At 46.6% G+C, this 12605-nt stretch carries 14 protein-coding genes; 2 read left to right on the plus strand and 12 right to left on the minus strand.

The features are described 5' to 3' along the window. The first annotated feature begins 115 nt into the window (after window positions 1-115). Window positions 116-553 carry a GNAT family N-acetyltransferase gene (locus ACFPIB_RS01020; protein ID WP_378015553.1) on the plus strand — a complete coding sequence of 146 codons (438 nt, stop codon included), beginning with the start codon at window positions 116-118 and terminating at the stop codon, window positions 551-553. Between the two features lie 152 nt (window positions 554-705). Here the strand turns inward: ACFPIB_RS01020 and ACFPIB_RS01025 are convergent, their stop codons facing one another. The 5 genes from ACFPIB_RS01025 to ACFPIB_RS01045 form a co-directional block, all read right to left on the minus strand. After that, window positions 706-1593, minus strand: a complete 888-nt coding sequence (locus ACFPIB_RS01025) for a phosphatase PAP2 family protein (RefSeq protein WP_378015554.1) — start codon at window positions 1591-1593, stop codon at window positions 706-708. 128 nt (window positions 1594-1721) lie between these two features. Further along, window positions 1722-3050 carry a TolC family protein gene (locus ACFPIB_RS01030; RefSeq protein WP_378015555.1) on the minus strand — a complete coding sequence of 443 codons (1329 nt, stop codon included), beginning with the start codon at window positions 3048-3050 and terminating at the stop codon, window positions 1722-1724. Between the two features lie 462 nt (window positions 3051-3512). Further along, the gene (locus tag ACFPIB_RS01035) at window positions 3513-4634 is read right to left on the minus strand and encodes an ABC transporter permease (RefSeq protein ID WP_378015556.1); all 1122 of its coding nucleotides are present in this window, start codon (window positions 4632-4634) and stop codon (window positions 3513-3515) included. A gap of 11 nt (window positions 4635-4645) precedes the next feature. Beyond that, entirely contained in the window at window positions 4646-5620 is a 975-nt protein-coding gene (locus ACFPIB_RS01040; protein ID WP_378015557.1) for an HlyD family secretion protein, read from the minus strand. Window positions 5621-5656: 36 nt separating this feature from the next. Then, window positions 5657-6331 (minus strand): ABC transporter ATP-binding protein, encoded by a 675-nt coding sequence (locus tag ACFPIB_RS01045; RefSeq protein WP_378015558.1) that lies wholly within the window; start codon window positions 6329-6331, stop codon window positions 5657-5659. A gap of 434 nt (window positions 6332-6765) precedes the next feature. Between ACFPIB_RS01045 and metK the strand changes: the two genes are divergently transcribed. After that, window positions 6766-8031 carry a methionine adenosyltransferase gene (gene metK / locus ACFPIB_RS01050; protein WP_378015559.1) on the plus strand — a complete coding sequence of 422 codons (1266 nt, stop codon included), beginning with the start codon at window positions 6766-6768 and terminating at the stop codon, window positions 8029-8031. 78 nt (window positions 8032-8109) lie between these two features. On the opposite strand, the gene ACFPIB_RS01055 is transcribed toward metK, so the two are convergent. From ACFPIB_RS01055 to ACFPIB_RS01085, 7 genes are all read right to left on the minus strand, one after another. After that, entirely contained in the window at window positions 8110-8397 is a 288-nt protein-coding gene (locus tag ACFPIB_RS01055; protein WP_378015560.1) for a hypothetical protein, read from the minus strand. Window positions 8398-8408: 11 nt separating this feature from the next. Continuing rightward, window positions 8409-8933: a hypothetical protein gene (locus ACFPIB_RS01060; RefSeq protein ID WP_378015561.1), complete on the minus strand. Its 525-nt coding sequence runs from the start codon at window positions 8931-8933 to the stop codon at window positions 8409-8411. 69 nt (window positions 8934-9002) lie between these two features. Then, the gene (locus tag ACFPIB_RS01065) at window positions 9003-9425 is read right to left on the minus strand and encodes an acyl-CoA thioesterase (protein WP_378015562.1); all 423 of its coding nucleotides are present in this window, start codon (window positions 9423-9425) and stop codon (window positions 9003-9005) included. Window positions 9426-9673: 248 nt separating this feature from the next. Then, window positions 9674-9973: a ribosome hibernation-promoting factor, HPF/YfiA family gene (hpf, locus tag ACFPIB_RS01070; RefSeq protein ID WP_378015563.1), complete on the minus strand. Its 300-nt coding sequence runs from the start codon at window positions 9971-9973 to the stop codon at window positions 9674-9676. Window positions 9974-9999: 26 nt separating this feature from the next. Continuing rightward, complete coding sequence (locus ACFPIB_RS01075; RefSeq protein ID WP_378015564.1) at window positions 10000-10878, minus strand: tyrosine-type recombinase/integrase; 879 nt, start codon at window positions 10876-10878, stop codon at window positions 10000-10002. A 74-nt stretch (window positions 10879-10952) separates the two neighbouring features. Then, window positions 10953-11147, minus strand: coding sequence for a 30S ribosomal protein S21 (rpsU, locus tag ACFPIB_RS01080; protein WP_200504188.1), 195 nt, complete (start codon window positions 11145-11147; stop codon window positions 10953-10955). 216 nt (window positions 11148-11363) lie between these two features. After that, window positions 11364-12503 (minus strand): acyl-CoA dehydrogenase family protein, encoded by a 1140-nt coding sequence (locus ACFPIB_RS01085; protein ID WP_378015565.1) that lies wholly within the window; start codon window positions 12501-12503, stop codon window positions 11364-11366. Window positions 12504-12605 lie beyond the last annotated feature (102 nt).

Here is a 12605-nt window from a genome sequence, read left to right on the forward strand (position 1 = left end):
TTTTTTGAATCCGGAAATGTTAAAAAACGGTAGGTTTCCGGGTGTAAAAAGTGCCGGAAATAAGCTTTGCATTCCTGATGGCTTTCGATAAATTTAGCCAAACAATTCTGCTAATATGTACCCGGTTTACGAACGCCCGCCCTATTTTATTTACACCGATCCGGAAAAGGCCGATGCAATTGCCATTCATCAATACCTGAGCCAGGATTCGTATTGGGCAGAGAAAATTCCGCTGGAAACGGTAGAAAAATCGCTGCAAAACTCGCTGTGCTTCAGCGTATACGCAAACGAAAAGCAAATTGGTTTGGCCCGCGTCATTACCGATAAAGCTACGTTTGCCTATCTCTGCGATGTGTATATTCTGGAAGCATTCCGGGGGAAAGGATTGAGTAAATGGCTGATGGAATGCGTGCAAAGCCACCCGGATATACAAGGAATAAGAAGGTTTATGCTGGCCACCAAAGATGCGCACGGGTTATATGAACAATTCGGTTTTAAACTTTCCGAAGCCGGAAGATTGATGGAAATTGTGAACCGGGAAGTGTATAATTGAAGCTTCAACTTCATCCGGATAAGATTTTTTCTGAATTACTTTAAAGCAGTTTTCTGCCGAAAAACGCTACCTTTTTATGCTACAAAACCCATATAAAAAAACAGGCAACCCAAACCGGGTTGCCTGTTTTTCTGCTTAAAAGCATAGCGTTTTTAGAACGTTACCGTAGCCGCCATACCATTAGCCGGCCCCATCAGCGGCATAATAGAAACGTTTTTCATGCCTTTGGTTTTGTGCAGTTGCGGTACCAGAATCCCTGCACCTGCGCCAATGGCATAACCCAGTAAATTGTCGCTTAAAAAGTGTTTCCCGGCTTCCAGACGCAGGTAACCAACTGTAGCCGGAACAGCCGCCGCTGCGATCCAAACATATGGCCGGGCTTTGGAATCGGGGTTGAAATCGTGGAAGACTTTGGCGGCAAAGAACGTGGCACTTGCGGCCGCAGCCGTATGGCCGGCGAAGAAAGAATTCTGGGCGTGTTTTTTTGTTCTTTCGGTATTATCGGGGTCGTTGTTGTAAACCAAAGGGCGTTTGCGCTCTACGTGGGCCACCGACATGGTAAATAAAGCTCCGGTTACAGCCATCGTTTCTACATAAAGCACCGCTACCTGACCGGCTTTCTGGCTTACATCTTTATCTAAAAGCAGCAGGAACGGCAACGCAAACGAACCATAGAACGGGTAATCGCTTGCTTTTTTGGCGCTCAGACTGAAGTTTCCGGCCGCAAAACGATCGAAACTGTTGATCTCCCGTTTGGCAGCTTCCAGGTCAGCATCTATCGCGGCAAGTTCTTCTGAAGACGGAGCATGTTTATTTTCCTGGATCAGGTATAAACCGGTGGCGCTGGCCCCAACACCTACCAACGTTACGGGCAGGTCTGTCCAGGTTTTTGTTCTGTATGGCGAAGAACCAGTAGCGCGGGTTTTTACCGTTAGCTGCGTTTCCTGAGGAGTTGGGGTAACGGTTTCGGCTGAAGGTTGAGCGTAAGCAATGCCGGCAAACTGAACGGCTGCCAGCACGGTAAGCATGAGTTTTTTCATGTAGTTTTCAGAATATAATCAGAATTTAATATTGAGTTATGCTTAGGGAAACGGCCTGCTTATTAAAAGGTTATTGCCAGGCGGTTTTAACCGCTAAAAGCATACGGTTTTTCCGGAATCGTTATGAATTATTTCCCGGCAATGCGTTCGTATTCCAGGCGGGCCAGGGTAAAATCGTAGAGGGCATTCAGGTAATTGGTTTGCGCGTTGAGCAGGTCATTTTCGGCATCGGTTACGGCCTGGCTTTTTTCCAGACTTTGCTCGAACCGGATGCGGGTTACGCGCAGCACTTTTTCGGCGAGCTGCACATTGTCTTCGCGTATTTTCAGGTTTTGTTGTTCGTTTTTCAGGCTTAGTAATTTGTCGTAGATCTGAAATGTATAATCGCGTTCGAAGATCTGAAGTTGAACCTTCCGGCGCTTGCGGGTAATTTTGCTCTCCTGCACCAGCACCTTCCGGTAAAAGCCTTCGAATAAAACCCAGTTCAGCTGCGCACCGGCATACGATAACGGGTACCATTTTTCCTGAAAATCGAGAAACGTGAAATTATCGCGGTAAGCCTGCGAGCCGTAGTAGCCGTAAAAACTGAGTGTAGGCAAGGCAAGCTTTTTGTTTCTGGTTAAAAGCAAATTTTCCTGTTCCTGCTGCAAAAGTAAATTCAGGTATTCGGGCCGCGCTTTCAGGTCGAAAATATTGAGTTCGAAAACGGGTTGCGCGGTAGAAAGGAGCAGGGTATCGGTTAAAATTACGGCAGAATCGAGCGGAAGGCCGGTCTGGTATTTGAGGTTGAGCAGACTTTTTTCGAAGTTTTGGGTAGCGTTTTGCAGTTCGGCCTGCTGGGTCTGAAAGTTGAGTTTGGCGCGGTCTACATCAATGGGTTGCGCCTGTCCGTTCCGGAAAAGCGTTTGGGTGTTCCAGTAAAAAGCCTCGTTGCGCTGCAGGTTGCCGCGGGTCAGTTTAATTTTCTGCTGATTGATCAGGCAACTGTAATAGGCTTTTTTTACTTCCAGCGCTACATCGGTTTGTTCGGTCAGCAGGTTATTCTGCGCAATTTCCTGTTCCAGCTTCGCATGTTCCACCTGGTATTTCCGCTCCGGATCGAAAATGGTATAACTTCCTTCCAATGCCGCGGTCGTGCTGTATTTGGTGCCAAAAACTACCGGAATGTTCTGGCCGGGCAAATTCCGGAAATCGCCGGGCAGAATCTGGGTGGGCAGTTGCGCGTTGTATCGAGAATCCAGGTCAGCAGAAATTTTGGGATAATGGGCCGCTTTTTCCTGTTTGAGTTTTGCGCCGGCAATTTCAGAATCGTACCGGAGCTGCTGCACCGAAAGCTGTTTTTCCCGCGCATATTGCAAAGCCGTTTCCAGCGAAAGTAAATGAGTTTGCGCAAGCAGCAACCTGCTAAGCAAAAGCAGTATCAGCAGGCATAACGTACTTTTCAGGCTCCAAACCATAGCGTTTTCAATACGAAAATTTTAGTTTATGAGGTAAAGCAGTTGGTTCTTTCCTCATTTTTGGTTAGCCACTTCCTTTCACCTCAGTCTGTGCCCTCACAGACCGCCTTGCTGCTATTTCGGGTTTGCTGCTCACTTTTAACGGCAATGCTTCGGTCTGTGAGGGCACAGACCGAGGGAAGGGGTAAAGGGGCACAGACCGAAGTGAAGATTTTTGGTCCCCCTTTGGAGGGGGTTAGGGGGAGGACTTCACGCATTTCTGATCTTTGGTTTTAAAACCAGATATCCTAAAAATCCTCCCCCTTAACCCCCTTCAAAGGGGGACTTTTTCTCTCGAGACCTTTGGTCGAATTAATAACCTTTTCGTTCGAAATTTTCTTATTCTCTTCGCCTCAGACTCACTCATTCACCCCTTCATTTATTTACTCATTCAAGAATTCAATAATTCTCTCATTAAAAACCTCACGCCCTAAACACCGATGCTGGTTCCGCTTTGGTAATTCTTCGGATGGCAAAAAAAGCGCCGCCAATGGAAATAACCAGCGTTATAAGCAGGAAACCAAAGCGGATAAGAGGCGAAAAATTAAAGATGGCACCGGCGTTGGAAATGCCGTAACGGAAACCTTCCAGCAAAATGGAGCCGATGAGATAACCAACCGTAGCAATGAGAAAAGCCTGCGTTAAGATCAGTTTCCGGATGTAACCGTTGCTGGCGCCGATGGCTTTCATGGTGGCGTAATCTTTTATGCGATCTACGGCGGCCGAATACAGGGTTAAGCCAATAATTACCAGCCCCGAAACGATGGCAAACGCAATAAGCGAACCGGTAGAAATTGCAATGCCGCTGGAACTTAAAACGGTTTTTACGGTGGCTTTCGAAAAATCTTCGGGGAGCCAGGCGCGCACGCCGTAAAGGTGGCGGTTTAGCGCGTTGCGTACGGAATCGGGGTTGGCGCCGGGCTGCAGGTCTATCAAAAAGGCGTTTACTTTGGTGAGCGGTACGTTGCCCAGCGCCCGGGCCCGCTCGATGGTGGTGAAAACGTAAGCCGAACCGAAACCGCGCGCGCCTTTGGTTTGCGCTTCCACCTGCACGCGTTTGCCGTTTATTTCAAAATTATCGCCGAATTCAATATCCCCCAGGCTGGCTTTGTCGAAGAACTCCACACTTACCGCATTTTCCCGGAGCAGATCGTTTTCCGAGCCGTTTATCAGGTTCCAGGGACCGCCTTTAAAGGTTGGCGCTTCGGAACCAATAAGTAAAACGCCGTAGCTTTTGCCGTTCTTGAATTTGGCGCTTCCCCCGGAAACCACGTACGGATACGCTTTGGCCACGCCCGGAATAGATTCGGCCTGCCGCCCGATGCGCACATCGATCTGGCCCAGCGCGTTTACGTTCGTGGTGCGGTCATCCACGAGCCAGAGGCCGGTGGGCGTGTTGTCTACCAAAGAGCTCATGGCGTTGGTCAGGAATATGAAAATGCCGCTTTGCTGCCCGATCAGGAAGGTAGAAATGACCACACCCAGCAACGCCCCGATGATTTTGGCTTTGTCGTAGATCATGAAACGGAGGGCAGTCTTCAGCATTTTTCAGGTTTTTACTTCGTGAAAATGATACACTCCACCCGCATCCCGAAGATCATGTTCTGCCCGTTTTCGGCCTGAATCCTTACTTCGCGCACGCGCCGGTCTTCCAGGTCGTCGCCGACATCGCTGAAAAGGCTTTTCTTCTTTAAATAAGGCGCCGCAAAAATCACTTTCCCGAAAGCCAGCGTATCGTTCATGCCCTGGTGCCGGATGATTGCTTTCTGACCGATTTTTACCCGGTCGGCAAACAGTTCATCTACTTCGCAAAGCGCGGTAACGGGGCCTTCGGGTGCAAAATCTGCAATGGACGTGAAGGCAGTAACGGCCGCGCCGGGCGTCAGATCCATAGTAAGGACCAGTCCGTTTTTGGGGGCTTTTACATAGCGTTTTTCCAGGGCCAGTTTCGAGAGGTCGCGTTTCTGAATGGCATCGGCGACTGCATTCCGTTTTACGTTCAGTTCGGCTTGCAGGCGTTCCGCTTCTTTTTGCGCGGTCTGGGCTTCGGTGCGGGCATTGTCTGTGTTCTGCTTACTTTCAGCGCCCTGATCGTAAGCATTTTGCAGGCGCTGATATTGCAGTTTTGCATTAGCGGCTTTGGTTTGCGCAGCCGCCAATTCCGCCTGCGCCGCGCGAATTTCGGCCTGCCGGGTAGCAATGGTGGTTTCGTCGTTTTGAACCTGAGCAGCTTCAGTTTCGGTGGTCATTTCCAACAGCTTGTCGCCGGCTTTAACCGAATCTCCCGCTTCCACTAAGATCTGCTTTACTACGCCGCTGACTTCCGCACTGATCTGGATAATTTTTTCGGCGGGCTCAATGCGGCCAATGGCGGAAACCTGACTGGGATTGAAGCTGGTTTTGGGTTTTTCGGAAGTATCTTCTTCTTTTTTGCCGCAGGAAAACGCTATGAAAAACAGCAGCAAAACTCCAAAACGGTATCGGAAAACCCGGTAAAACCCAAAGACGGTATTTTTAACGGTGGTGCGCATGTTTTTCCGATCTATTTTTAATTTCCGAAGGTGAGTTTATTGCTTAACAAGTCCGTTCTCGACTTTTAATATACGGTCGGCGTAGGGTTCGAGGCGTTTGTCGTGGGTAACTACGGCTACAGCTTTGTTCTGGCGGGCCAGTTGTTTGAGTTCCTGCATGATCACTTCCGCCGAAGCAGCATCCAAAGCCGCCGTTGGTTCGTCGCAGAGGATCAATTCGGGGTTGGCAACCAGGGCCCGGGCAATGGCTACGCGCTGCTGCTGCCCGCCGGAAAGTTCTTTGGGTAGAAAATGCTGGCGGTCGCTCATGTTTACGGCGGCCAGGGCGGCGGCGGCGCGTTCTTTGGTTTCCGCAGGTTTTACGTTGGCTAGTTGCAGCGGCAGCAATACATTTTCTAAACTGGTAAGCGGCGCAATAAGGTTAATACTCTGAAACACAAACCCGATTTCCTGCAGCCGCAGTTTCGCCAGTTCGGTTTCGTTTAAAGTTGAGGTGTAAGTGCCGTTTATGTTCACGCGGCCCGCGGTAGGATAAATTACGCAGCCCAGCAGCGAAAGCAATGTGGTTTTGCCCGAACCCGAAGGCCCGATAACCAGGATCAGTTCGCCGGCTTTTATTTCCAGATCGGTGGGTTGCAGCGCTATAATTTCGGTGTCGCCGCTTTGGTAAACTTTGGAAGCTTGTTCGAGCCTGGCAATAATGCGGGTCATGCGGTTTTTTATTTGGTTAACCGGTTCGGGGGTGTTTTGGTTATCGCAGTTTTTGGGGTGGAAAGTATAGCGTTTTTGGATTTGAATAAGTAGGTTAGGTTTAAATAAATTAATACGATGTCGCAAGTTTAGGCGCAGCCACAACTTGTGGCTTCCAAATTATAGCCAGTTTGTAACAGGCGGAAGCATTTGATCAAACATTTCAGCATTTAAGGCAGGCAGTATGGTTGCCTTTCGGGCAAAGTCAGTTACAAACTGACCAGTTTTTGCCCGCAAGTTGCGGCTGCGCCTAAACTTGCGGGATGTGAGGGAGCAATTAAACAGCCGTTTTTTAGTCTGAAACTATTGTAGTAATTTTGTCCTCCTTTAGCGCTTGTATCTTCAACGCGTTTTTACGGTTTTTTAATAGTTTTTGTACCTAACATTTAAACGAAATGCCTTATTTATTTACCTCCGAATCGGTTTCGGAAGGACACCCGGACAAAGTAGCCGACCAGATCTCAGATGCACTTCTAGACGAATTCCTGCGCCAGGACCCTGCTTCTAAAGTAGCTTGCGAAACCCTCGTTACAACCGGTTTGGTGGTGCTGAGCGGCGAAGTAAAGTCTGAAGCATACGTAGATGTGCAGAAAGTAGCACGCGATGTGATCAAGCAAATTGGTTATACCAAATCTGAATATAAATTCGATTCTGAAGCCTGCGGCGTTATTTCCGCCATTCACGAACAGTCCGGCGATATTAACCAGGGTGTAGAGCGCGCCAAGCCTGAAGAGCAGGGCGCCGGCGACCAGGGTATGATGTTCGGTTATGCCACCAACGAAACGGATTCTTACATGCCGCTTGCGCTGGAAATTTCGCACGTATTGCTGAAAGAACTGGCTGCGATCCGGAAGGAAGGAAAAGAAATGACCTATCTGCGCCCTGATGCCAAATCGCAGGTTACCATTCGTTATTCCGATACGCACGTGCCGGAAACCATCGATACCATTGTGCTTTCTACCCAGCACGATGAGTTTGGCGGCGAAGCGGAAATGCTGAAAAAGATCAACGACGATGTGCTGAATATTTTAATTCCGCGCGTGAAAAGCAAGCTTACCAAAGTTGCTAACCTGTTCACCAACGATATTAAGTACCACATCAACCCGACTGGTAAATTCGTAATTGGTGGTCCTCACGGCGATACCGGCTTAACCGGCCGTAAAATTATTGTAGATACTTACGGTGGTAAAGGTGCTCACGGCGGTGGTGCATTCTCCGGCAAAGATTCTTCTAAAGTAGACCGTTCTGCTGCTTACGCGGCGCGCCACATTGCTAAAAATTTAGTAGCTGCGGGTGTTGCTGATCAGGTTTTAGTGCAGGTTGCTTATGCTATTGGTGTAGCCGATCCGGTTGGTTTGTACGTTACAACTTACAACACAACTAAAGTAAAAGGCGCCAACGTGGAATTGTTAAGCGACGGCGAAATTTCTGAAAAAGTAGCAGGTTTGTTCGATATGCGCCCTTACGGCATTGTAACGCGCTTCGGCTTACAAAACCCGATCTTCGCAGAAACGGCTGCTTACGGACACATGGGCCGCACCCCGGAAAAGAAAACCGTAAAAGTGAAACAGAACGGAAACTGGACCGAGAAAGAAGTAGAAACCTTTACCTGGGAAAAACTCGATTACGTAGATAAAATTAAAGCTGCTTTCGGTTTATAAGCTGAAAACGCTACCGTTTTTAACTGAAAAAGTCAGGCCGTTTGGTCTGACTTTTTTGTTTATGGTTAAATGATAAAACTAAACTGCCAAGCCATAAAAATGGCTGAAAACCAAACTTGCAAATAGAAGAATGCTTAATGCAATTGCTATATATTCGGTCAGGTTGCGTTCATGCATTGGCTGAACTTTTTTTATTTCACGCTTTAGAAAATGCACCGCAATGAAAGCAAAAATGGCAGCAAAAATTGAATAGTAAAGATGGTCTTTGCCTAGAATCAGGAAGATAATTGGAATGCCGCCCAATACATAATAAGCGAATTTCAACGCTACGGCTTTCAGAAAAGGGAAAAGTCTTAATGCGATCATAAATTTAAATTTTAAGCCGAAAGTAAATTCCGGAGGTAAATTATATTTTTCAGGTTTTTGCCATAATCTACCAGCGTAAACCAAGTTTTAGGTTTGCTTTCCACAAATACTTCCGAAAGGCCGTTCTGTAGTTTGTTTACTTTTATGGTTATTTTTTCGCCGAAAGTTTTTGCCGTAAACGAAGTTTTCAGTTTTATCAGGTCCGATTCTTCTGTTAGTTCCCAATCTTTGGTAGGGTAATTACTTTGCAACTTTTCCAAGATCTGCGCTTTGGTTAAAGGAACCTGCATGTGCGTAACCTGGTGCATAGAAAGCGCTTCGGAAGTGAGTTTGCCGGGGTGCAACTTTTTAACTGCAGCAATCTGCGAAAAAGTGAAAACAAACGCCAATATTAGTCCTAAACCTAAGCCTGAAAGTAACGGGTAATGTAATTGTTGGTTTCCGCCGAAAAAATACAGTGTTAAAAACTGGAAGCCGCCGTAAGCTACGGTTAAAATGAGGAACAATTTGGAGAAGTATAAAATGGCAGCTTTCATCTTTTTGGGTTTTAAAGGCTAAAACCATAGCGTTTTACGAATATAAAACGTTCGTTGTTTATAAGCAAATTAGGCTGGCAATTTACCTTCAAGTTTCACAATCTGTAAACGGATATTTTCCGGGATTGGCACTTTCTCATTCTTCGTAAAATCGAACATCACGAGCACATCTTTCGCTTCGGCAGCTACTTCGCCATGTTTATTTAATATCTGGTGTTTCAGCCCGAAACTGGTGTTTTTTATAAAATCCAGCTTAACCTGCACGGTAATATTTCCCGGAAAATGCAGCTCTTTCAGAAAATTACAACTGGTAGAAGCCAGAATTGCGCCCACTTTCGTTTCCTTGAAAAGCTGCGTCAGGCCAATGGCATCCCAGTAATTTACCCGCGAAGCCTGCACATATTTAAAATAAGATACGTTGTTTACATGGCCGAAAAGGTCCATTTCGCTCCAATCCAGGCGCAGATCTAATTTAACCGGGTAATATTCCATCTGTCAATTCAGGTTTTTGTAAAGGTAAGGCATTGGGTAGAAATAATGTCATGCAAACGTAGAGACAAAGCATTGCCTTGCCTCTACAATTTCCGCATTTTCTCATGCCCGGGTTTTTCGGACCTAAACCATACCGTTTTCCGAACAAAAAAGCCCGGCTTACGGGCCAGGCTTTACTTTGTATTCGTTTCATCGGAAAACTGAAAGCATTTTCAAACCTTCAAATTCCCAAATCTTCAAATCAAACGTTAGTGCGACATCATTTTTTCCTTATGCCGTTTTATTTGCGTGGTGAGGGCGTTCAAAGCCTGATCGGTAGCAGTTTCAAACGTAGTAGCTTCTTCTTTAACGAAGAGCGTGGCGCCGGGCACAAACAGTTTTACCTCTACGGTTTTGTTGGCTATGCCATCGTTATTATTCAAACGGAGAAAAACTTCCCCTTCGGTTATGCGGTCATAATATGTTTCCAGTTTGTCGAGGCGCATCTGAATAAAATCGAGCAGTTTCTGGTCGGCGTCGAAGTGGATGGAATGCATCTGTAATTTCATAGTGATTGATGGTTATAATGTGAATACTAAGCCTTTGGATGGGCTTTTTCGAAAATAGCTTTTAGTTTTTCAATCGAATTATGCGTATAAACCTGCGTGGCCGCCAGGCTACTGTGCCCCAGCAATTCTTTAATAGCGTTCAAATCGGCGCCATTATCGAGCAAATGCGTGGCAAACGTATGCCGGAGCATGTGCGGGTTGCGGTGCTGCGAAGTGGTTACCATGCCCGTATATGTTTTTACAATGCGGTAAACCAGCTTCGGGTAAAGCGGCTGCATTTTAGCAGTAACGAGCAGAGCGGCCGGTTGGTTTTCCGGAAATTCGAGCGTTTTGTGTTTTAAGTAGGTTTTCAGGCAGTTTTCCAGCGAATTGTTTAGCGGCAATATTCTCTCTTTCTGGCCTTTGCCCAATACTTTTATAGTTTTTTTATGAAAATCGATAGCGTTTTCCTGCAAGCCAATAAGTTCGGAAAGGCGCATGCCGGTGCCGTAAAGTAATTCCAGCACGGTTTTGTCGCGCCAGCCTTCAAACGTATCGGCAAATTCTATTTGTTCGAAAAGCTGCTGCATGGTTTCCTGGGGCAGAAATGCGGGCAGTTTTTTACCAGCTTTGGGAGCCGTTACCTTCAGCATAGGGTTTTGAGCGATAACGCCGTTTTTCAGCAGGAATTTGTAGTAGGAGCGCAGACAGGCAATTTTGCGGTTCACACTGCGGGCTTCCATGTTGTTTTGCAGCAAACTCACGATCCAGGAACGGATAATGGTATGATCGGCTTCGGCCGGGTCGGAGATCTGGTAGGTTTGCGCCAGGTATTCGGCAAACCGGCCCAGATCGGTACGGTAGGAGGTAAGCGTGTGCGGACTGTAACGCTTTTCGTAGGTAAGGTATTTAAAAAATAAATCCATAAATCAGTATCCCGGAGCAGCTGCAACGGTAATACTAATTTATGGATTAAATATTAGAAACCTAGTAAAAAATACTAGTAGTTTTCGTTTGCGAAAAGGTTCTGGATATAAGCAGCTTTTTGTTTCTGCTTACGCTTCGTGATAGATGGCTTCTGGAAGAATGTACGCGAACGCAGTTCTTTCAACACACCAGTTCTTTCGAATTTCTTTTTGAATCTTTTTAAAGCGCGGTCTACCGACTCGTTATCCTTAACGTTTACAATTATCATATTAGGTTTTGAATTACTTATTTTAAAGGCTGCAAATTTATATAGAACATTCCTGAAAGTCAAGCGAATTTAGTGAATAATGATTAGTGATTAGTGAGTAGTATCAAAAAAATGGGTTTTGAGCTAGAAAACGAAGGTTATATGAATGAAAAATTTTCAGACATTTTATCTTCTCAGTCCAGAAAATACTAATCACTAATCATTATTCACTAATCACTATTTAAGAATTGCGCGGGAAATTACCAGTTTCTGGATCTCGGAAGTTCCTTCACCAATGGTGCAAAGTTTCGAATCGCGGTAATATTTTTCGGCCGGATAGTCTTTGGTATAGCCGTAGCCGCCGAAGATCTGTACGCCTTCCGTAGCGCAACGTACAGAAACTTCCGATGCGTAGTACTTCGCGAAAGCAGATTCTTTGTTTACGTTCAGGCCTTTGTTTTTCATATCAGCAGCGCGGTACGTTAATAAAGAAGCGGCTTCAATTTCGGTAGCCATATCGGCCAGTTTAAAGGCAATGCCCTGGAAATCGGAAATAGGTTTGTTGAACTGGTGACGCTCTTTAGAATAAGCCAATGCTGCCTCGAAAGCGCCCTGCGCAATGCCTAAGCTAAGCGCCGCAATCGAGATCCGCCCGCCATCCAGCACTTTCATAGCCTGAATAAAGCCTTCGCCTTCTTTGCCCAGCATGTTGCTTTCGTGCACGCGACAATCGGTAAAGATCATTTCGGTGGTTTCAGAAGCGCGCATGCCCAGTTTGTCTTCTTTGCGGCCGCCTTCAAAACCCGGCGTACCACGCTCAACTGCAAAAGCGGTCATGCCGTGCGAATCGCCCACTTCGCCGGTGCGCACAATTACCACCGCAATGTTGCCCGATTTTCCGTGCGTGATGAAGTTTTTCGCGCCGTTAATTACCCAATATTCGCCGTCTTTAACAGCAGTAGTGCGCATGTTGCCAGAGTCTGAACCGGTATTCGGCTCCGTTAAACCCCAGGCGCCTATCCACTCGGCGGTAGCCAGTTTTGGTAACCATTTCTTTTTCTGATCTTCGTTACCGAAAGCCAGAATGTGGCCGGTGCAAAGCGAGTTGTGCGCCGCCATAGAAAGACCGATAGAACCGTCTATTTTAGAAAGTTCGGCAATTGCGGTTACGTATTCAAGGTAGCCGAAACCGGAGCCGCCGTATTCGGTTGGCACCAGCACGCCCATTAAACCAAGTTCGCCTAAAGCTTTGAAAACGTGCACCGGAAATTCTTGGCTTTCGTCCCATTTCATCATGTCTGGCTTGATGTGTTTGGCACCGAAATCGCGGATCATCTGGGCGATCATTTTCTGGTTTTCAGTAAAAGTTAAATCCATTTATAAGAAGGTTATGCGTTTAAAAACGGTAAGCTTTTGAAGTAAAAAAGTAATGCAAAGCTAAACAAAAGCAGCGAATTGCCGAATGTCTGCTTCTTTAAA

It is taken from the genome of Adhaeribacter terreus (genome assembly GCF_042657365.1).
GTDB lineage: Bacteria > Bacteroidota > Bacteroidia > Cytophagales > Hymenobacteraceae > Adhaeribacter_A > Adhaeribacter_A terreus.